Origin of the sequence: Aminobacter anthyllidis (assembly GCF_018555685.1) — a bacterium.
GTDB classification, from domain to species: domain Bacteria; phylum Pseudomonadota; class Alphaproteobacteria; order Rhizobiales; family Rhizobiaceae; genus Aminobacter; species Aminobacter anthyllidis.
Genome location: NZ_JAFLWW010000010.1, coordinates 148,192 through 169,499 on the forward strand (window position 1 = coordinate 148,192; position 21,308 = coordinate 169,499).

Annotated in this window: 15 protein-coding genes and 1 pseudogene; 12 read left to right on the plus strand and 4 right to left on the minus strand. The window is 64.3% G+C overall.

Annotation, left to right across the window (positions count from 1 at the left end):
- Window position 1: 1 nt before the first annotated feature.
- Window positions 2-1,878, minus strand: a pseudogene (locus J1C56_RS33745) (ABC transporter ATP-binding protein).
- A gap of 274 nt (window positions 1,879-2,152) precedes the next feature.
- Window positions 2,153-3,106, minus strand: a complete 954-nt coding sequence (locus J1C56_RS26960; RefSeq protein ID WP_214393077.1) for a LysR family transcriptional regulator — start codon at window positions 3,104-3,106, stop codon at window positions 2,153-2,155.
- Window positions 3,107-3,273: 167 nt separating this feature from the next.
- Between J1C56_RS26960 and J1C56_RS26965 the strand changes: the two genes are divergently transcribed.
- The 6 genes from J1C56_RS26965 to J1C56_RS26990 all read left to right on the plus strand — a co-directional run bounded on the left by J1C56_RS26965 (window position 3,274) and on the right by J1C56_RS26990 (window position 10,779).
- Window positions 3,274-5,160: an ABC transporter substrate-binding protein gene (locus tag J1C56_RS26965; protein WP_338001511.1), complete on the plus strand. Its 1,887-nt coding sequence runs from the start codon at window positions 3,274-3,276 to the stop codon at window positions 5,158-5,160.
- 109 nt (window positions 5,161-5,269) lie between these two features.
- Entirely contained in the window at window positions 5,270-6,280 is a 1,011-nt protein-coding gene (locus J1C56_RS26970) for an ABC transporter permease (protein ID WP_246591988.1), read from the plus strand.
- Window positions 6,277-7,149, plus strand: a complete 873-nt coding sequence (locus J1C56_RS26975; RefSeq protein WP_214393078.1) for an ABC transporter permease — start codon at window positions 6,277-6,279, stop codon at window positions 7,147-7,149. Before J1C56_RS26970 ends, J1C56_RS26975 begins: the two co-directional genes overlap by 4 nt.
- A 37-nt stretch (window positions 7,150-7,186) precedes the next feature.
- Window positions 7,187-8,863, plus strand: a complete 1,677-nt coding sequence (locus J1C56_RS26980; protein WP_214393079.1) for a serine hydrolase domain-containing protein — start codon at window positions 7,187-7,189, stop codon at window positions 8,861-8,863.
- Window positions 8,864-8,871: 8 nt separating this feature from the next.
- Entirely contained in the window at window positions 8,872-9,963 is a 1,092-nt protein-coding gene (locus J1C56_RS26985; RefSeq protein WP_214393080.1) for an aminotransferase class I/II-fold pyridoxal phosphate-dependent enzyme, read from the plus strand.
- Window positions 9,964-9,981: 18 nt separating this feature from the next.
- A complete protein-coding gene (locus J1C56_RS26990; RefSeq protein ID WP_214393081.1) occupies window positions 9,982-10,779 on the plus strand; it encodes a M55 family metallopeptidase in 798 nt (265 codons plus the stop codon).
- A gap of 20 nt (window positions 10,780-10,799) precedes the next feature.
- On the opposite strand, the gene J1C56_RS26995 is transcribed toward J1C56_RS26990, so the two are convergent.
- Window positions 10,800-11,882: a glycosyltransferase gene (locus tag J1C56_RS26995; RefSeq protein WP_214393082.1), complete on the minus strand. Its 1,083-nt coding sequence runs from the start codon at window positions 11,880-11,882 to the stop codon at window positions 10,800-10,802.
- 234 nt (window positions 11,883-12,116) lie between these two features.
- On the opposite strand from J1C56_RS26995, the gene J1C56_RS27000 reads away from it, so the two are divergent.
- The 6 genes from J1C56_RS27000 to J1C56_RS27025 all read left to right on the plus strand — a co-directional run bounded on the left by J1C56_RS27000 (window position 12,117) and on the right by J1C56_RS27025 (window position 19,017).
- The gene (locus J1C56_RS27000; protein WP_214393083.1) at window positions 12,117-13,157 is read left to right on the plus strand and encodes an ABC transporter substrate-binding protein; all 1,041 of its coding nucleotides are present in this window, start codon (window positions 12,117-12,119) and stop codon (window positions 13,155-13,157) included.
- Window positions 13,158-13,351: 194 nt separating this feature from the next.
- Window positions 13,352-14,176: an ABC transporter permease gene (locus tag J1C56_RS27005; protein WP_214393139.1), complete on the plus strand. Its 825-nt coding sequence runs from the start codon at window positions 13,352-13,354 to the stop codon at window positions 14,174-14,176.
- Window positions 14,173-14,964 carry an ABC transporter permease gene (locus tag J1C56_RS27010; RefSeq protein ID WP_214393084.1) on the plus strand — a complete coding sequence of 264 codons (792 nt, stop codon included), beginning with the start codon at window positions 14,173-14,175 and terminating at the stop codon, window positions 14,962-14,964. The genes J1C56_RS27005 and J1C56_RS27010 overlap by 4 nt, the downstream gene beginning before the upstream one ends.
- 6 nt (window positions 14,965-14,970) lie before the next feature.
- On the plus strand, window positions 14,971-16,032 hold the full coding sequence (locus J1C56_RS27015; RefSeq protein ID WP_214393085.1) for an ABC transporter ATP-binding protein: 1,062 nt from the start codon (window positions 14,971-14,973) through the stop codon (window positions 16,030-16,032).
- A 178-nt stretch (window positions 16,033-16,210) separates the two neighbouring features.
- A complete protein-coding gene (locus J1C56_RS27020) occupies window positions 16,211-17,533 on the plus strand; it encodes an amidohydrolase family protein (protein ID WP_214393086.1) in 1,323 nt (440 codons plus the stop codon).
- A 74-nt stretch (window positions 17,534-17,607) separates the two neighbouring features.
- Entirely contained in the window at window positions 17,608-19,017 is a 1,410-nt protein-coding gene (locus tag J1C56_RS27025; protein WP_214393087.1) for a M20/M25/M40 family metallo-hydrolase, read from the plus strand.
- A gap of 370 nt (window positions 19,018-19,387) precedes the next feature.
- Here the strand turns inward: J1C56_RS27025 and J1C56_RS27030 are convergent, their stop codons facing one another.
- Window positions 19,388-21,262, minus strand: a complete 1,875-nt coding sequence (locus tag J1C56_RS27030) for an adenine deaminase (protein ID WP_214393088.1) — start codon at window positions 21,260-21,262, stop codon at window positions 19,388-19,390.
- Window positions 21,263-21,308 lie beyond the last annotated feature (46 nt).

Genomic DNA, 21,308 nt, shown 5'->3' on the forward strand with positions numbered 1-21,308 from the left:
GTCAGCCCGCCGCCACCTGTCGCACGTAATGGGTGGATGAAATCTGGTGCATCGGCAGCTCGACGGGCACGAAATCGGTCGCGCGCATGGCACTCGGGATTTCGTCCGACATCGGCAGGCGTCCCTCCGGCCGGCGTGTCGGGTCGGCGACGGGAACCGTCGACAAAAGCTTGCGCGTGTAGGGATGCTGCGGGTTGTTGAACACCGAGCGGCGGTCGCCGATCTCGACGATCTCGCCGAGATACATCACCGCGACTCGGTGGGCGATGCGTTCGACGACGGCCATGTCGTGGCTGATGAACAACAGCGCGATCTGCATGTCGCGCTGCAAGTCCATCAGAAGGTTGATGACCTGGGCCTGGATCGTGACGTCGAGCGAGGCGACAGCCTCGTCGGCGACGATCAGGCGCGGGTTGAGCGCAAGCGCCCGGGCAATGCAGATGCGCTGGCGCTGGCCGCCTGAGAACGCATGCGGATAGCGTTCGAGATGTTCGGGCGACAGCTCGACCTTGGCCAGGAGCTCGGCGGCGCGGGCGCGCATGGTCTCGGTCGAGCCGACCTTGTGCACCCGCATCGGGTCCATCAGCGATTGCTCGATTGTCATGCGTGGATTGAGCGAGGAGAACGGATCCTGGAAGACCATCTGTGCCTGGCGGCGAAACCGCGCCACGATCTGGCGCGGCGCGCCGATCAGTTCGATGCCGTCGAAGCGGATCGAACCGGACCGTGGCTTGTCGAGCTGCATGAGCGAGCGGGCGACAGTGGATTTGCCGCAACCGGACTCGCCGACAAGCGCCAGTGTTTCGCCCGGGAAGATGTCGAAGGAGACGTTCTCGACGGCATGGACGCGGCCCGAGACATGGCCGAACAGGCCGGCCTTGAGGTCGAAGCGCGTCACCAGGTTGCGGACTTCGACGAGCGGCTGGCGGGTTTCCTTAAGCGGGGTGGATGCGTTCATTTGCTGACCTCGGCGAGCTGGCGCTCGGGCTCGAACACCAGCAACGGGAATTTTTCCGGTGCATCCTTGTCGGCCATGCTGCCGAGGCGGGGCACCGCCGAGATCAGGGCGCGGGTATAGGTATGCCTGGGATTGGCGAAAACGTCGTAGACGGAACCGGTCTCGACGATCTCGCCCTTCAGCATGACGCAGACCCGGTCGGCGACTTCGGCGACAACGCCCATGTCATGGGTGATGAACAGCACCGACATGCCGATCTCCTGCTGCAGCGCGCGAACGAGATCGAGGATCTGCGCCTGGATCGTCACGTCGAGGGCGGTGGTCGGCTCGTCGAGGATCATCAGCGACGGACGGCAGGCAAGTGCTATGGCGATCATCACGCGCTGGCGCATGCCGCCGGAAAGCTGGTGCGGGTACTGGTCGAGCCGGCGTTCGGCGTCGGGAACCCGGACCAGCTTGAGCGTGTTGAGCGCGATCTGGCGCGCCTGCGCCGGCGTCTTGTCCTGATGATGGATCACAGCCTCGGCGATCTGGTCGCCGATGGTGAAGACCGGGTTCAGGCTCGACATCGGGTCCTGGAAGACGATCGAGATCTCCGATCCCCGGAGTTCTTCGACACGTTTTTCGGACAGCTTGGCGAGGTCGGCGACCTTGCCGTCCTTGAAGCGCATCAGCACCCGGCCACCTGATATGGCGGCGCCATCATACTCGGTCAGCCGCATGATGGTCATCGCGGTGACCGATTTGCCGGATCCGGATTCACCGACAAGCGCCACCGTCTCGCCGCGCGAGATGGTGAAGGAGATGCCGCGGACGGCGCGCACGGGGGGCCTGGAGCGGACGGCGAAGGAGACTTCGAGATCTTCCACCGAAAGGATCACATCCGTGGGCAGTTCTGGTGTCGCGGACTTGGGAGGCATCATCGGCACATGGACCCGGTTCAACGACGGCATGTCGCGTTGGGGCATCGAACGCAACGGTGCCGGGTTCTGTCAATAGGCCGGATGGGGCCCGCCGGCCGGTGCGATGGAGGTGTCGGCGCCTCGATACGAAGGCGGCCTGTTCTGGCCCCGGCGTAAAAGCCAGCGAAATCAATGTGTCACGATTGCTGGTGCGAAAACTATGCGCATCACGCATTGCTTCGCCTGTCTTCGCATATCGTGGCCAAAGCGCAATTTGCAGCGCCCTTGGCCGTCAGGCTGCGTCCAGGGCGGCCTCGAACGTGCTCTTGTACTGGGGCAGTTCGGCGCAATCCTTGAGATGCTGCCACAGCGCGTCGCTGTCATGGCTGCCGGCCCCGGCCCGCCTGAAGATCCGGATCTCCATTTCCAGCGACATCTGCTGACCGCCGATCTGGACGAGCTGACCCTGCCTCATCGCCTCGGCGACGCAGATCTGCGGCAGCCAGGCGACGCCGCGGCCCGCGACCGCCATGTGTTTCAAGCCGTCGGCGAGTGCCGACTGGTAGACGGTGCTGAGGTTGAGCGGGCGGCGCCAGCGCGACTGGATCAGCGTCGCCAGCTTGCCGATGTAGCCGTCGCTCCAGGAATAGGCGAGGTAGGGGATTTCGGTGCTCTCCGGCACGTCGAGGTCGAACAGCGCCCTGCCGTTCTCGTCGGTTCCAGACACCAGAATGAGCCTATCCTTGCCGATAAGCAGGGTTTCGAACGGTCCACCCTCCAGAACCGGCGGGCCGTCGGGGTGGACGTAGGTGATGCAGAAGTCGCACTGCCCGGAGCACAGATGGTCGACGCTTTCGAGGAAATCCGCCGCGTGCATGCTGGTGCGCAACGGCATGCGCGAGATCAGCGGCGAGCTGATCCACTTCGGAAAGAAGTACATCGCCAGCGTATGCAGCGAGGTGAAGGTCAGCATCGCCGAGCTTTCGCCGGCGACGTTTCTGCAGTCCGTGCGCAGGCGGTAGGCCTCGCGCACCAGCCTCTGGCAGCCGGGTAAGAACATGTTGCCGGCCCGGGTCAGCTGTACCGGATAGGTGCTGCGGTCGATCAGGTCGGCGCCGATCCAGCTCTCCAGCGATTTGATGCGTCGGCTGAAGGCCGGCTGCGAAATATTCCGCGCCGTCGCCGCCGTCGAGAAATTGCGTGTCGCCGCGATTTCCAGGAAATCTTCAAGCCATTGCAGTTCCATGCCGGCCCTCATGCGTGTTTTGCATAGTCCATCCTATCTACACATTGGACAGACCGGCAAGCGCTCTTCTAGCCTTTCCGTAACGAGAAGAAGAAAACTTCCTCCGCCATCAGAAGGGAACGATGATGAAACTAGCCTTAGCGTTGGCTATGGGTATGGGGCTTGCCGTGACGGCTGCACCGGCCATGGCCGAGACAAAGAACCCCGGCACATTCGTGTTCATGTGGACCGACGACATCCAGTCGTTCGATCCCGCCTACATCGCCAACACGCCGAGTTCGTATGGCGCGCTCAACATCTACAGCCGCCTGCTGAACTTCAACGGCTCCAAGATTTCCGAGTTCGTGCCGTCGCTGTCGACCGAGGTGCCGTCGCTCGAAAACGGCCTGATCAAGCAGGGCGACGACGGTTCGGTGAGCTACACCTTCCCGATCCGCAAGGGAGTCTTCGCCCACAAGGTCGGCGTCAAGGGCGCCGACGGCAAGATCACCTGGGAATACTACGACAAGCTGACGGATGCGCAGAAGGCTGCGATCGAGCCGGGCTACGGCCAGATCACGCCCGACGACGTGCGCTACTCGCTGCTGCGCGCCATTCTCCAGGGCCAGTCATGGATGTCGAACGCGATCACCGAGGTGATCACCGCCGGAAAGTACACCGACATCGCCAAGTGGGTGGAGACAGAAGGCAAGGTCAAGTCGGTCGACGAGGCCAGCCCCGAGACGCTGCGCGCGGTTTATGACCAGCTCGCATCGCAGATCGTCGTCGACGGCGACAATGTCACGCTCAAGCTGCCCAAGTCGTTCCCGGCCACGCTCGGCGTGATCGCGCTGCCCTTCGGCACCTCGGTCCTCGACAAGGAATGGGTCGCCTCGGTCGGCGGCTGGGATGGTTCGGGCGACGACTGGAAAAAGCACTATCGCCCGGAACTCGGCGCCAACCCGCTGTTTGCCGATGAAAACGGCACCGGTCCGTTCATGCTCGAGGAGTGGGACCGCACCGACCGCCGCATCACGCTGAAGCGCTTCGATAACTATTTCATGGGCCCGGCCAAGCTCGAGCGGGTCGTCATGCGGACCGTTCCGGAATGGACGACGCGGCGTCTGCAGCTTCTGTCCGGCGACGCCGACTTCGTCGCGGCACCGGTCGAGTTCATTGACGAGCTGAGCAAGACCGAGGGCGTCAAGGTCATCGACGGCCTGCAGAAGGTGTTCTCGCGCGGCGTCTTCTTCGCCTGGCCGCTCGACGACAACGACAACCCGGCCATCGGCAGCGGCAAGCTGGACGGTGCCGGTATTCCGCCAGACTTCTTCGGCGATATCGACGTGCGCAAGGGCTTCAACTATGCCCAGAATTACGATGCGCTGATCAACCAGGTGCTGCTCGGCAAGACTGTCCAGTCGCGCGGCCCGACCGTGCGCGGCATCATGGGCTATCGCCCGGATTCGCCTGTCTACAGCTACGATCCCGCCAAGGCCGAGGAACACTTCAAGAAGGCGTTCGGCGGCAAGCTTTGGGATGTTGGCTTCACCTTCACCGCCTATGTGACTGAAGGCAACCCGCAACTGACGGCAGCCCTGTCGGCACTGCAGATGGGCCTGTCGCGCATCAATCCGAAGTTCAAGATGCAGATCCAGGCGCTGCCCTGGGCCTCTGTTTCGGACAAGCTCAACAACCGCGAAAAGCCGGCAGCTCCGCTGACTGTCATGGGCTGGGGTCCTGACTATTCCGATCCGGGCGGCCCGCTGGGTGCGGCAAGCTACTACCTCTCGCCCACCGGTCTTGTCGGCGGCATGGCTGGGAAAGGCTACCGCGACCTGATGGCGGAGAAGTTCAAGCCGCTGCTGGATGAGGCCTGGGCCTCGAACGATCCGGCCGTTCGCGAGCCGATCTACGCCAAGCTGCAGGAGATGTCGTACGACTACGCCACCACCCAGTTCCTGTGGGAGGACTTCGGCTACGTCGTCACCCGCAGCAACATCGACGGCTATGTCGACAACATGATCCTCTACGGCGCCTGGGACTTCTACCCGGTGACCAAGGCCAACGACTGATTGGTTTCAGGCACGTCGGGCGGCAACGCTTGCCCGACGTGCCCATTGCTTCATTTCCCCTGAAATCGGAACATGTGGACCCGTGCTGAATTACGCGCTCAGACGACTGATGATGTTGCCCATCGTCCTGTTCGCTCTGTCCCTGATGATCTTTGCGCTGCAGATGTCGCTCTCGCCGACGCAGCGCCTGGCGGCTTATGCGCCGTCGCCTGACTACCTCAAGGGTGGCCAGGAGAGCATCCGCAGGATGATCGAGCAGTACGGGCTGAACGATCCTTTCTACATCCAGTACGGGCGCTGGATCGGCGGTATCCTGACCGGCAATCTCGGCTGGTCGGAGACCGCCCGCCAGCCGGTCTCGACGGCGCTGATGTCGCTGTTTCCGGCGACGCTGGAACTCGTCGTTCTCGCCTTCATTCCATGCCTGCTGCTAGCGGTTTTCCTGGGCTCCCGCGCGGGCATCTACCTCAACCGCTGGCCCGACCATGTCATCCGCATCTTCACCATCCTCGGCTGGTCGTTCCCGGTCTATGTCTTCGGCCTGCTGATGCTGCTGATCTTCTATTCGGCGCTCGACTGGTTTCCGCCCGGCCGGCTCAGCCAGTGGGCGCAGACGATTGTCAGCTCCGGCGATTTCGTCCGCTACACCGGTGCCAATACCATCGATGCGATCCTCAACGGCAACTGGGCGGTCTTCATCGACTCGCTGCGTCATCTCGCGGCACCGGTCATCACCCTGACTTATGTCAACGTCGCCAGCATGACCCGCGTGATGCGCACCTCGATGCTCGAGACGCTGCGCCAGGACTATGTCCGCACCGCCCGCGCCAAGGGCCTGCCGCGCCGCGTGGTGGAGCTCAAGCACGCCCGCCGCAACGCGCTGCTGCCAGTGGCGACCATCGCCGGCATGGAACTGGCCGTCATGATGGGTGGCGTCGTCATCACCGAAACCATCTTCGACTATGCCGGTCTCGGCCAGTTTGCCGCCAAGACCGCGGCCAATCTCGATTTCCCGGCGGTCCTGGGCTTCGGCCTCTACTTCGCGGTGGTTCTCGTGGTGATGAACCTGATCGTCGACCTGATCTATCCGCTGCTCGATCCGAGGGTGAAGACGCAATGAAGGCCCTTCGCTACCTCGCGCGCAATCCGGTCTCGCTTGTGGGTGTCCTGATCCTGCTCGCTTTCGTGCTGATCGCGATCTTCGCGCCGCTTCTGGCGCCGCCGCAGAGCTTCCAGCTGTCGCCTTACGACACGCCGCGCGCCGGCTTTTTGGCAACGCCGATGCCGCCATCGCGTGATGCGATCTTCGGCACCACGCAGGGCCAGTACGACATCTTCTACGGCGTCGTCTGGGGCACCCGCACGGCCTTCAAGATCGGCCTTGGCGTCGTTGCGATCTCGGTGCTCGTCGGCACCATTATCGGGGCGGTTGCGGCCTATTATGGCGGGCTGATCGAGGAAGTGCTGATGCGCATCGTCGACGTGTTCATGGCGGTGCCGTTCCTGATCGCCGCGATGGTGCTGACGGCACTGCTCGGCAAGGGCATCTGGCCGATCACGATTGCGCTGACGACATTCGGCTGGATGAGTTACGCCCGCATCGTGCGCAGCGAAATCCTGAGGATCCGCGAGATGGACTACATCCACGCGGCCAGGAGCTATGGCGCCAGCGACCTCCGGCTGATCGTGCTGCACATCCTGCCCAATGCGATGTTCCCGGTGCTGGTGCTAGCGACAATGGCGACCGGCTCGATGGTGCTGTCGGCATCGGCCCTGAGTTTCCTCGGCGTCGGTACCGAGGAAGGCTACGCCGACTGGGGCCAGTTCATCGCCTATTCGCGCAACTGGATCGTCGGCCAGCCCGGCAACCCGTTCCAGTTCTGGTACACGCTGGCCTTCCCGGGTGCTGCCGTCTTCCTCTTCGTCTTGTCGTGGAATCTCGTCGGAGACGCGCTGCGCGACATGCTCGACCCCCGACATTCCCACTGAGACCTCCCCCATTTTTTGAGATCTAGGAGCATTTGCCATGCCTTCCCTGTCCGCCGCTTCGATCGAGCTGTTCGAGGACCTGATCCGCTACGAGGTCGAGGACAAGGCGATCCCATCGATCTCCTATGCGCTCGTCGACCGCGACGGCGTGCTGGCCCAGGGCCACATCCAGCGTAACGATCGTCACTTCGACATGCGCGAAGACACCTGCTTCCGCATCGGCTCGATCACCAAGACCTTCACCTCGCTGGCGCTGATGCAGCTGGCTGAAAAGGGGCTGGTCGACCTCGATGCTGACGTCTCGACCTACCTGCCCGGCTTCCACCCGATCAACCCGTTCGCCGGCGCCGAGGGCGGGCCCAATGGCTCGGTCATCAGCCTGCGCAAGCTTTTGACACATACGGCCGGCCTCGTGCGCGAGCCGAAGAGCGGCCATTATCTCGACGCGACCCGTCCGCCGCTCGAGGATACGGTCAACGAGCTGGCGAGCTCGACGCTGAAGCAGGACCCGAGCATCGGCATCATGCATTATTCCAATGCCGGCATCGCCGTCGTCGGCAGGGTCATCGAGGTGGTGACGGGCCAGAGCTATTCCGACTATGTCGCCGAAAACATTATGAAGCCGCTCGGCATGAACCAGTCGTCCTGCGGCATGGCATCAGGCATCCGCGAGCGCCTTGCGCCGGCCGACATGTGGACGCTGGACGGCGACACGCCGGCGCCGGTGTTCAGCCTCGGCGGCTCGCCGGCCGGCAACATCTTCTCCACCACCGGCGACATGGCACGCTATGTCCAGTGCCTGCTGCGCGGCGGCTTCGACGCCGAGGGCAACTCGATCGTCTCGCCGGCTTCGCTGCGCGAGATGTGGAGGCCCTTCGGCAAGCGCCCCGACAGCCTGGACAAGTCGATGGCCGGCTACGGGCTGTGCTTCGGCGCCGGCGAAGTCGATGGCTGGGAGTCGGTCGGCCATGGCGGCGCTGTCTACGGCTATGCCTCGCACATGCTGCTCCTGCCTGGCGCGGGCATCGGCGTGCTGGTCTTTGCGACGCTCGATTTCGCCAACCAGATCGCTTCGCGGCTGGGCATCGACGGCCTGCGCATCGCGCTTTCAGAACGCAAGATGGGCAAGGCGCTGGAGCGCACACAGCGCCCGCCGGTCATTGCCGACGAGCAGTTCAAGACCTTGCCCGGCTACTACCGCGATGACGCCACCAAGGAGGTCGTCGAGGTCAAGGCCAAGGCCGGCAAGCTCTATCTGATGGGCGATGGCGTGCCGCTGCAGATCCGCCCCGTGGCCGGCAAGGATTTCGTCATCGACGGCCGCATCTACGGGCGCGGCGCCGGATATGCCCACATGAACCTGTCCTTCCCCGAGCCGGGCAAGCTGGTCTGGAAGGACGCAAGCTGGACGCGCATCGAAGCGCCGGCCGACGAGACGGTGCCCGACGAGATCAAGCCGCATCTCGGCGAATACGGTCCGGATTTCAACATCACCTACCTGACCTACAGCCATGGCGGGCTGAAGTGCCTGATCGAGTATTTCTGCACCCACACGTGCGAGCCAGTCGAGGAAGGGCGCTTCCGCATGCATGGCAAGCTCTATGAAGACGAGATCCTGGAGCTGGATGCCATCGACGGCAATGGCAAGCGCGGCATCCGTGTCGGTCCGATGTTCCTCGAGCGCCGCGCATCCTCCCAGGCGGCAGCGGCCTGAGCAGCAGCATGACCGTCCCCTTCAAGATGGAATCGCCCATCGGCGCCCGCATGGTCATTGGCGGGCGCGAGGTCGATTATTACTGCGGCACCTCCTACTTCTGCCTGCACGGCCACCCCGAAGTGATCGAGGCCGCCTGCACTGCTACCAGGCAGTATGGCATGGGGCCGGGCACGCTGGCCCACATGCAGGTCTATGCCGACCTGCAGGAGCGGCTGCGGGAGTGGTTCGGCACCGAGGAGGTCGTATACATGATCTCGGGCTACACCAGCCCGATGGTGCTGCTGCAAGGGCTGCGCGAGGATTTCGACGTCATCTTCATCGACGCCGCGACGCATTACAGCACCCGCGATGCGATACCGACGCTTGGCAAGCCGGTGCACGAATTCCGTCACGCCGATGCCGGCGACCTTGCCGAGCAGTTGGCGCGCCACGTCACCGCAAAACAGCGGCCGGCGGTGTTGACCGATGGGGTGTTCCCGTCGTCTGGCCGCTTGGCGCCGCTGAACGACTACCGGCAGGCGATGGCTCCCTACGAGGGCGCGTTGCTGTGCATCGACGATTCCCACGGCGTCGGCGTGCTGGGCGAAACAGGGCGCGGCTCGCTGCAGCATGCCGGGCTCGAGGGCGAAGGTAACTTCCTCGCCGGCACGATGAGCAAGGCGTTTGGCGCTTTGGGCGGTGTCGTCCCGGGTGATGCCGCGCTTGCCGCAAAGATCGCGCGCAACGCGATGATCATGCGCGGCGCCTCGCCGGCACCGCCCGGACTGGCGGCTGCCGCCGCCGCTTCGTTGCGGATACTGCAGACGACGGACAGGCGTGCACGGCTGGCGCGCAATGTCGGCCACATGCGCAACGGCCTGCGCGGCCTCGGCTTCGAGGTCGCCGACACGCCGGTGCCGATCGTCACCATCAAGGGCGTCACCGACCTCGAGCTGTTGCGCGACCGTCTTGCCGAGCGCGACATCATCGTCAGGGTCCAGCAGCCGGGCGGCTATTCCGACGCGTCCGACGTGCCGAGCATGCGGCTGGCGGTGTTTTCCGAGCATTCTCCAGGCCAGATCGACAGGCTGTTGTCGTCGATGTCCGAGCTTCTGTAAAAACCGTAGGAAACGATCATGAAAGTTTTCATCAGCGCCGATATCGAAGGCACCGCCGGCATCACCGTCTGGGACGAGGCCCGCAAGGGGCATGCCGCCTATGACGAGTTCCGTGAATACATGACCGACGAGCTGGTGGCGGCGTGCGAGGGCGCGAAAGCCGCCGGTGCCAAGGAAGTGCTGGTCAAGGACGCGCATTCCACCGGGCGCAACCTGATCCTGTCGAAGCTGCCGGCCTATGTCAGCATCATCAGGGACTGGAGCGGCCACCCTGATATGATGATGTTCGGCATCGACGACAGCTTTTCGGCAACACTCTACACCGGCTACCACAACAAGGCCGGCACCGACACAAATCCACTGGCGCATACGCTGACCGGCACGGTGTCGCGGCTTTTGATCAATGGTGAGGTGGCGTCCGAATACACGCTCAATGCGCTGTGCGCCGCGCGCTATGGCGTGCCTTCGGCGTTCCTTGCGGGCGATGCCGGCATGTGCGCCGAGGCCAAGCTGCTTGTGCCGCGCATCGGCACCGTGGCGACCAGCGAGGGCTTTGGCCCGGCGACCAGGTCGCTGACGCCGAAAGCCTCGGTCGCGGCGATCCGCGCCGGCGTCGAGGAGGCGCTGTCGCGCGACCTCAAGGCCTGCCTGCCGAAGCTCGCCGACAGCTTCGAGCTGGTCGTCGAATACACCACCCCGATCGAGGCCTATCGGGGCAGCTGGTATCCCGGCGTCGAGCATCCGGCCCCGCGCACGCTGCGCTTCCGCGCCAAGGATTTCTTCGAGATCCAGCGCGCCATCCGCTTCATCGTGTAGCGGGTCGCTGGAACGACCGGCTACGGCCGGCGCTGCCTGAACGGGCGCGTCAGCCGCTTCGCCGCGGCCTCCATAGTCCGGCCCGGAGCGAGCGGCAAGCATTGTGCGTAGAGTGCAAGTTTGCTGCGCATGCCGCCCGGCGGATTGCGGAGCATGCGGGAGACGACGATCTTGCCGAGCCGGCGCCGGTCCTCGGCATCGGCGGCGCGCGCAAAGGGCTGCTCGGCCTTCAGGAACGCCTTCAGTACCGTCAACATCTTAGCATAAGCAGCAGTCCGCCGCTCTTTGGCGATATCGCCACCGTTGAGGAAGTTGGCGATCTCGAGCGCCAGCGCATCGTCATAGAGGTCGTATGTCAGACCGATCCTTGGCCACAGCGCTTCACGGATGCGATGCGTGCGGTTGCGCGGCCTGACGGCGTTGGTGGCTGTCAGGCCTTGCGAATTGATGCGGTAGCGAGTCAACGGCTCGGCGAGGTTGCGCATGCGGCAATGCGGCAGCATCTCGAACCACAGATAATGATCCTGTGAGACGAGCTCTTCCGGCCTGTAGCGTCCTGCTGACTCGTAGCAGCTGCGGCGAAAGGCGACCGTCGAATGATAGAACGGACACTGGAACAGGATCGTCCAGCGCACGTCGACATCGGTCAGCGGCATGGGGCGCACCTGCAGTGCCCGGCCGTTTTCGTCGATCAACGTCACGGCGCTGCCAACCAGCCCGAGCTCGGGATCTTCATCGAGGGCCGCCACCAAGCGCCCGATGCGATCCGGCTCGGAAATGTCGTCGGCGTCGAGCCTTACGATGATGTCGGCGCGCGAGGCTTCGATGCCGCGATTGGCCGCGGCGGCAGTGCCGATGTTGGTCGGATTGATCACCAGGCGGATGCGGGGATCGCGACGGGCGACGCTGTCGAACAGCTCCGTCTGGCCGGTACCGTCGTCGACGACGACGAGTTCAAGGTCACGAAAATCCTGGGCGAGGACGCTATCGACCGCAGCATCGAAAAAGCGCAGGTCGTTGTAGACGGTCATCACCACGGACACGCGCGGGCCGGTGTCGCTGTCCTGGGCCGATTGGTTGGCAAGGGCGTAAGGCTGGGTCATACCGCGGCACCATATCCCGGCTCTTTCACATTTCACAACCTGCGGCGGCAAGGCGGCGATGGTACGTGAATAGCCCAAGAGGTCGCGCGAAAACGCCTGTCCGCCTCAGGATGCGGCAGATTATGATGTGCGTTGCACAACATTTGGAGTTGCACCTTAGCTGTCACGAAAATAGGCTGAATTGTCCCTCCGTGCGCCCCTAGGTGCCAGGGCGTCAAACAACAGAGGCTTTCCATGACACGACTTCACACCCTTCTCGCGGCTGGCGTTGCCGGCCTCGCGACGACCCTTGTCGCCGCGCCGGCGCTCGCCCAGGGCAAGACCCTGACCATCTCCTGGTGGGGCTTCAACGGTGACAAGCTCGACGAGTACATCGTCAAGCCGTTCAAGGAGAAGTGCGGCTGCGAGATCGTGTTCGAGACCGGCAACAACGCCGACCGCCTCAACAAGATCAAGATCCGCAACGGCGAAGGCGTCGACGTCGCCTACTTCACCGACGCCTATTCGCAGATCGGCATCAAGGAAGGCCTGTTCCAGCCGATCGACAAGTCGAAGGTGCCGAACCTCGAAGGCCTCTACGATCTCGCCAAGGCACCGCAGGGCGAGTTCGGTCCGGCCTACACGATCGGCCGCGTCGGCGTGATCTATGACACCGCCAAGGTCAAGGCGCCGGTCACCTCCTGGAACGACCTGTGGAAGGAAGATTTCAAGGCGTCGCTGTCGCTGCCGGGCATCACCACCACCGCCGGCCCGATGGCCGTGATGATCGCCGGCACCCATGCCGGCGTCGATCCCTTCACCGATACCGACGGTGCCTTCAAGGCGATCGAGGCGCTGAAGCCGAATGTCGTCAAGAACTACAACACCGGCTCCGAGCTGGTGAACCTGTTCTCGACCGGCGAGATTTCGGCCTCTGTCGCCCAGGACTTCACGCTCGCCCAGATCCAGGCCGCCGTGCCGACCGCTGCCTGGGCCAACCTCTCGGACGGCGCCATCGCCACGCTGAACACCATCAACATCCCCAAGGGCGCTGCCAACGTCGAACTCGCGCACGAGTTCATCAACTTCGTACTGTCCCAGGAAGTGCAGCAGAAGACCGCCGAGAACGGCGTCGATGCGCCGGTCGTCAAGGCCGTCACACTGACGCCCGAGCAGGCCAAGCTGTGGACCTACGGCGCCGACATGATCGCCTCGCTCAAGCAGGTCGATTACGAGAAGCTCAATGCGGCCAAGACCGACTGGGTTGATCGCTGGAATGAAGTGTTCGGCATGTAACTGCGATTGGGGCGGGAAGGCATGGCTTTCCCGCCCGCCATTGTGTGCCTGGGGCCACGCCCCAGGCATTTTATTGCCGCTGTCACAGCCCTTGCGGCATTCTGCGCCTTTCGCGGCCGCCCGATGAAGGGTAGCACGCCGCAACAAGATGTCCCGGACGCCATCTGTCCGCGGAAACTGGAAGAGATTTCATGTTGAAACGCTTTGCCGGATGGTGGCTCGCAGGGCCGGCTACACTGGCCGTATTGGTGTTTTTGGTGCTGCCGGTCGCGGCCACCATCGCCACGACCTTCGGCGAGGACGGCGGCATCTTCGCGCCCTACATCGCCTTCTTCAACAGCGGCTTCCGCCGCACCGTGCTTTGGCGCACCATCGAGATATCGCTGGCGACCACCGCCATCTCGCTCGTCGTCGGCTTCCTCACCGCCTATGTCGTGTCGAAGTCGCCGGGCAAGCTGAAGAGCCTCTTGATCATTGCCGCGGTGTTTCCGCTGCTGACGGGCGTCGTCGTCCGCTCCTTCGCCTGGCTGATCATCCTCGGCAAGAACGGCATCCTCAACAACTTCCTGGTCGGCATCGGCGCCATCAGCGAGCCGCTGTCGATGCTCTACACCCAAGGCTCGGTCATCGTCGCCATGGTCTACCTGTTCGTGCCACTGATGATCCTGACGCTTGTCGGCGTGCTGGAGAACATTCCTGACGACGTCGTCCAGGCCTCGTCGTCGCTTGGCGCCACGCCGGCTGCCACGTTCCGGCAGGTCATCCTGCCGCTGGCCGTGCCCGGCCTCATCGTCGGCGCGGTGCTCGTCTTCACCGGTTCGTTCACCGCTTATGCCACGCCGCAGCTGCTCGGCGGCGAGCGCCAGATGGTGATGGGCACGCTGATGTACCAGCGCGCCATGGTGTCGTTCGACTGGGTCGGCGCATCGACAATCGCAGCAATCATGGTGGTGATCACTGTCGCCGTCGTTCTTGCCATGAGCCGCGTTGCGCGGCGTCTCAACCCGATGGCGACATGATGACCAGCCGCATCCACCCCCTGCTGATCCTGTTTACCGTCCTGGTCTATATCTTTCTGATGGGGCCGCTGATCATCGTGCTTGGCGCGTCGGTCAGCGACACCACCTACCTGACCTTCCCGCCGCAAGGCCTGACGCTGCGCTGGTTCGAGAACATCTTCGCGATCAGCGCCTTCAAGCGCACCATCATAACCTCCCTGGAGCTGGCCTTCCTGGCCACCGGACTGGCGCTGCTGATCGGCATCCCGGCGGCCTATGCCATCAACCGCTACCGCATCAAGCTGCCAACCTGGCTGTCGACGGTATTCGTGCTGCCGATCCTGGTGCCCGAGATCGTGCTCGGCTTCTCGCTGCTCAAGTCGGTGGCCGTGGGCATGGACACGCCGATCTTCTTGACGCTGCTTGTCGGCCACATGCTGCTGGTGCTGCCCTATTGCGTGCGCGTCGTCTCGGCCAGCTTGGCGTCGTTCGACTTCTCGATCGAGGAAGCCGCCGTCAGCCTGGGCAGCCCGCCGGTGAAAACCTTCTTCACCATCGTCCTGCCCAATGTCCGCTCGGGTGTGATCGCGGCCTTCATCCTGGCCTTCATCACCTCGATCAACGACGTGTCGACGTCGCTGTTCCTCACCGGTCCTGGCGTCTCGACGCTGCCGATCCAGATCCTCGCCCATGTCGAGCAGTTCTTCGATCCGACGATCGCGTCGGTCTCGGTGCTGCTGATGCTGCTGACCGTCGCAGTCATGGCCATCGTCGAGCGCACGCTCGGCCTCACCTTCCTTGCGAAGTAGAACCATATGACCCAGGCACTTACCGTCCAAAACCTCACCGCCCACTACGGCGCCACCAAGGTGCTGGAGGACCTGTCGCTGTCGGTTGGCAAAGGCGAGCTCGTCTCGCTGCTCGGCGCCTCGGGCTGCGGCAAGACAACGACGCTGCGGCTCATTGCCGGCTTCCTCGAGCCGACCTCGGGCTCGATCCGCCTCGGCGACAAGGACCTGACGCGGCTGCCGGCCTACAAGCGCGACATCGGTCTGGTGTTCCAGAACTATGCGCTGTTCCCGCATCTTTCCGTGCTCGACAATGTCGGCTTCGGCCTAAAGCAGCGCGGCATAGCCCCTGCCGAGCGTGAGAAGCGCGCGAAAGCGATGCTCGAACGCGTCGGCCTGTCGCCGCTCGCCGATCGCCTGCCGGGCGCGCTGTCGGGCGGCCAGAAGCAGCGCGTGGCGCTGGCGCGTGCACTGGTCATCGAGCCGCCGCTTTTGATGTTCGATGAGCCGCTGTCCAATCTCGACGCCAAGCTGCGCGTCGACATGCGTGTCGAGATCCGCCAGCTGCAGCGCGCCAATGGCACCACTTCGGTCTACGTCACCCATGACCAGGAAGAGGCGTTTTCGATCTCCGACCGCGTCGCCATCATGAATGCCGGCCGCATCATGCAGTTCGACACGCCCGAGATGTTGTACCAGCGCCCGGCCAACGCGTTTGTCGCCCGCTTCGTCGGCTTCGAGAACCTGGTGCCGATGAAGGTGTCGGCGCGCGACGGCGAGACCGTGACCGCAACGACGCCAGACGGGTCGCAGCTGAAGCTGTCGCAGGAGCGTTTCGGCGCGATCCCCGATGCGTTCGTGCTGGCTGCGCGTGCGGATGGCCTGGCCGTCAGCACCGATCCCAAAGCCGAAGGCATTCCGGCGACGCTCGGCCTCAGGACCTATCTCGGCCGCGCCTACCAGTACCAGAGCGATACGGCGGCAGGCATGCTGATCGCCAATGGCGCGCTGTCGAGCCCGCTCGAACCGGGCAGCGCCGCCAAGCTGATGCCGGTGCCCGACCAGTGCTGCGTGCTGCAGCCGGAGTAGTTATGCGCTCGGGTACCCCCACCCCTTACCCCTCCCCACAAGGGGCAGGGGGAGTTGCCGGCGACTGGCACCAATCGTCAACGAGCGTGGTGGCAACGGCGGTGAAACTGTTCCCCTCCCCCTTGTGGGGAGGGGCTAGGGGTGGGGGTAGAACGGGCTCGAACTTGGAGGCTGGCGCATGTCGGTAGTCATCACCAACGCCACCGTCCTGCCCTGCACCGAAGACATGCCTGTCATCGGCAAGGGCTGGATCCATGTCGAGGGCGACGTCATCAAGGCCGTAGGCTCTGGCGATGCGCCAGTAATTGACGGCGCCGAGCAGGTCGATGCCGGCGGTGATCTCGTCATGCCCGGCATGGTCAACCCGCATTGCCATATGGCAATGACTTTGTTCCGCGGCCTCGGCGAAGACGTCGACGACCGGCTCTACCGCTACATCCTTCCGCTGGAGCGCAAGTTCGTTCGGCCCGAGGCGGTGCGCGCCGGCACGGCACTTGCAGCGCTCGAACTGATCGAAGGCGGCGTCACCACGGTTGCCGACATGTATTATTTCGAAACCGAGGTGGCCCGCGTGGTTGCTCAGGCCGGCATCCGTGGCGTGCTCGGCCAAACCATCGCCGACTTCGATCCGCCGGATCATAAGAACGCCGACGAAGGTTTTGCGCTGACCGAGGCGCTGGTCGCCGAGTTCGCGGGCCATGCGCGCGTCATTCCGTCGATTGCGCCGCACGCGCCTTATTCGACCGGCATGGCAACGATGGAACGCATCGCCCGCTGGTCCGAAGATCACCCTGACGTGCCCGTGCAGATGCATCTCGCCGAGAGCGACGCCGAGATGGAGTGGGCCCAAAAAACCCACGGCATGCGTCCGGTCGAGGTTGTCGAGAAAGCCGGCCTGCTGCGCAAGGGCCTGATCTGCGCCCACTGCCTGCATGTCGACGCAACCGACATTGAGCGCATGGCCCATGCCCAGGTCTGCGTCGCCCACAATGCCCGCTCCAACGGCAAGGCCGGGCGGGGCATCGCGCCCGTAGAGGCGATGCGCAAGGCCGGCATCCCGGTCGGCATCTCGACCGATGGCGCGATGAGCGGCAACACGCTCGACTTGTTCTCGCAGTTCGCGCCGGTGTCGATGTTCGCAAAGCTGCTCGGCCACAGCCGCAAGCCGATGGCCTCGGTCGACGTCGTGCGCATGGCCACCCGCGATGGCGCCAAGGTGCTGGGACTGGACGCCAAGGTCGGCTCGCTCGAAGCGGGCAAGCAGGCCGACGTCATCCGCGTCAGCCTGTCGTCGCCGCGCCAGCAGCCGGTCTACGACATCTATTCGACGCTGGTCTTCGCCACCCTGCCGACCGACGTGCGCGACGTCATGGTGGGCGGCGACTGGCTGATGCGCGACCGCGAGGTCTTGAGCCTCGAACGCAAGAAGGTACTGCGCGACGCGCTGCAGGTGGCGCAGAGCTTCAAGGCAGAGATGGCCCGTATCGATGCTGCTGGCTAGAGCAATTCCAGGAAAACTGTGACGCGGGTTTCCGTCCGGAATTGCATCAAGATACGATAGAGAAGGACAAAGTCATGAACAGATCAGAAGCCTCGGCACGCCTCGAAGAGGTGCTTGCCAATGTCGACGCCAACATCGACGGCAGCCTGGAGCGCCTGTTCGACCTGATCCGCATTCCCTCTGTTTCCACCGATCCGGCGCATGCCGCCGACTGCAAGCGCGCCGCCGAATGGCTGACGAAGGAGCTTGGGCAGCTCGGCTTCGACGCGTCGGTGCGCCCGACCGCGCGCCACCCGATGGTGGTCGGCCATGACCGCACGGGGCAGGGGCCGCACGTTCTGTTCTACGGCCACTACGATGTCCAGCCGGTCGACCCGCTGGCGCTGTGGCACTCCGATCCGTTCGAGCCCAAGCTGGTGCCGCAGCCCGACGGCGAGACCCATATCGTTGCCCGTGGCGCCTCCGACGACAAGGGCCAGCTGCTCACCTTCGTCGAGGCGTGCCGCGCCTGGAAGGCCGTCACCGGCAGCCTGCCGATCCAGGTCTCGGTGCTGCTTGAGGGCGAGGAGGAGATTTCGAGCCCGAGCCTGCCACCCTTCCTCGACACGACGGGCGCCGAGCTCAAGGCCGACGTCGTGCTGGTCTGCGACACCGACATGTGGGATGCCGAGACGCCTGCGGTGACCACCATGCTGCGCGGCGTGCTGAAGGAGGAGATCGTCATCTCCTGCTCCAACCGCGACTTGCATTCGGGCATCTACGGCAACGCCGCGCGCAACCCGCTGCAGGTGCTGTCCGACATCGTTTCGAGCCTGCGTACGCCTGACGGCGGCGTCGCCGTCGAAGGCTTTTACGACGGCGTGCGCGAATTGCCGGAGGCGATCAAGGCGCAGTGGCAGCGCCTGCCTTTCGACGACAAGGGTTTCCTGGGCGACATTGGCCTCTCGATCCCCGCCGGCGAAAACGGCCGTTCCGTGCTCGAACAGGTCTGGGCGCGCCCGAGTTGCGAGATCCACGGCATCATCGGCGGCTACACCGAAGAGGGCTTCAAGACCGTCATCCCGGCCAAGGCGCAATCCAAGATCTCGTTCCGTCTCGTCGCCGGCCAGGATCCCCAGAAGATTCGCGAGGCCTTCCACGCCCATGTCCGCGCCCGCATTCCCGCCGATTGCTCGGTCGAGTTCATCGACCACGGCGCCAGTGCCGCGACCGTGATGCCCATCGACGGCGATTTTCTCACCAAGGCGCTCAGTGCGCTGACCGAGGAATGGCAGCGCGAGGCGGCCGTTGCCGGCAGCGGCGGCTCGATCCCGATCGTCTCCGCCTTCAAGGAAAAGCTCGGCATGGATTCGCTGCTGATCGGCTTCGCCCGCTTCGACAACCGCATCCACAGCCCGAACGAAAAGTACGACCTGACAAGCTTCCGCAAAGGCATCCGCTCCTGGGCCCGCATCCTGGCGGCGTTTGCGGAAGACAAGGGCTGAGGTGGTTGGCGGGTGCGTCCTTCGAGGCTCGCCCGCCGATGGTTTTCGCGACTGGATGGAGGTTTAGCGGGCTCGCACCTCAGGATGAGGGGCGGCGGCGCCGCCGATTTCGCGGACTTGGTTGTTCTCTAGCTTGGTTGTCCGCTGGTTCGACGGAGAGGGGGCTTTCGAGCGAAACCGTATCAGCAGCCCTCATGGTGAGCCTGTCGAACCACGAGGGCGCCAGGCACAATCTTCGGCACCGGCGCCAAGTCCCTCATGGTTCGACAGGCTCACCATGAGGGTTTTTTGGGGAGATCGCACCCACTGTCCTCATCCTGAGGTGCTCGCCCAACGGGCGAGCCTCGAAGGACGCACCTAAAGCTTCGCCCTACCAGACCACCTTGTGGCTTTCGCCCGTTTGCACGTTGACGAACCCTTGCGGCACGGCATCCGTCGGCGCCACCAGCACCCAGCGCCAGGGCGCGCAGGTCAGCGTGGCGAACTGCAGGCGCTCGGGGAAGCCGGGGAACCAGCGCGGCGAGAATGTCGGCTCGTAGAGCCAGTCGATCTTGTTGGCCTCGGCGTAGAGCTTTTCCATCTCGGCATCGAGCGCTTCGGCCGGGCGGTTGGTCATGAGACCACCGACCTCGTAATGCACGTCGGCCACCACCTTGCCCCCGGTGACCAAAGCCCAGCCGCCCTGATTTTCGGAGATGCGGTTGACCACTTCGGCCATGGCGGCGTCGGACGAGCCGACGACCCAGATGTTGTGCTGGTCGTGCGCCACCGTGCAGCCCACCGCCGTGTCGGGCGTCTTCGGGCCGCAGCCAAGCCAGAACATCTTGGCCACCCGGCCCTTGCCCGAGTAGCGGTCGACGACGGCGAACTTGGTGATGTTGCGGTCGCTGTCGCGCTGCACCTCGCCATCCGCCACCGGCAACTCGGTGGTGATGAAATTGTCGTCCCAGTGGAACGGGCGCAGCAGGGCCGCCTGCATCGTCTCGCGGCCCGGTTCGGCGGCAATCGCGAAGTCCCCGGCCGTCAGCTTGCGGCCGACATTGACCGTCTTGGTCGCCCAGTCGGGCCAGTCGATATCAGGCAGGTGACCGGTGAAAGTCTTGCCTTCGGAAACCTGCTCGCCGTCGGCCCAGACCTCCGCGATCGACACGCTCGCTGCCTTGTCGAGCAGCACCATGTCGGCGAAGCGGCCGGGCGCGATGGAACCGACGAAGGGCGTCAGCCGCATGTGCCGCGCCGGGTTGATCGACACGCACTGGTAGGCGATTTCGGGCGAAAGCCCGCTTTCGATGGCGAGCCGGACATTGTGGTCGGTCGCGCCCATCTTCAGCGTGTCGGAGGCGCTGCGGTCGTCGGTGGCGAACGCCACCTGGCTCCAGTCGCGCAGGCCGCGCTCAAGCAGGCCCTTGATGATGTCGGGCATCGAATGGGGGCGGATCTCGATGAAGATGCCGCGCCTGAGCTTGTCCCATGCTTCCTCGGGCGTCCAGGCCTCATGGTCGGAAGACAGGCCGGCGGCGGCGAAGGCATTGATCGAGGCCAGGTCGCGCAGGCCGGCGCCATGGCCTTCGACCACGCCGCGCTTCTCGAAGGTCGCCTGGATCATGCCCCAGAGCCGGCCGTAGGACGGGTTCTCGGGGTTCCAGACGGCAGGCCAGTCCATGACCTCGTCGAGGCCGGCGACCATCGTGCTTTCGCCAAGGAAGCCGACCTGCTCGGCATAGCCGAAATGGCCGCCGCCGCCTTCATAGGCCGTCGGCGGCACGGCCGAGCCGGGCAGCGGGAAGATCTTCATCGGCGAGCCGGCGCGGCGCGCCGTCAGCCAGAATTCGAGATTGTTGGGGCCGTTGACGTTGGAGAATTCGTGGCTCGCCTCGCAGGTCCAGGTGTTGCCACGCGGCATGACCAGCGCCGCCTCATGCTCTGGCGTCAGATGCGAGCTTTCGATGTGCTTGTGCACCTCGCCGAAGCCCGGCACGGCGGCCAGATGGGTGCGGTCGATTGTTTCGCGCGCGGTGCCCGGGAAGCTGCCGGCGGGGCCGACATAGGCGATGCGTCGGCCGCGGATCGCCACCTCGCAATCGTCCATCCAGGTGCCGGTGTGCACGTCGAGCACGCGGCCGAATTGGACGAGGCGATCGGCCTCGCGCTTGCCGAGTGCCGTCAGCACAAGGTCCTGCCGGATCAGGATTTCGTCGGCGGGTTCGATGAGGAGATCGGCGGGCAAGGGAGCTGTGTTGGTCATGGTGCCGCCTCTAATGCATCGTTGTCGAAATCGGAACCGGTTTTCG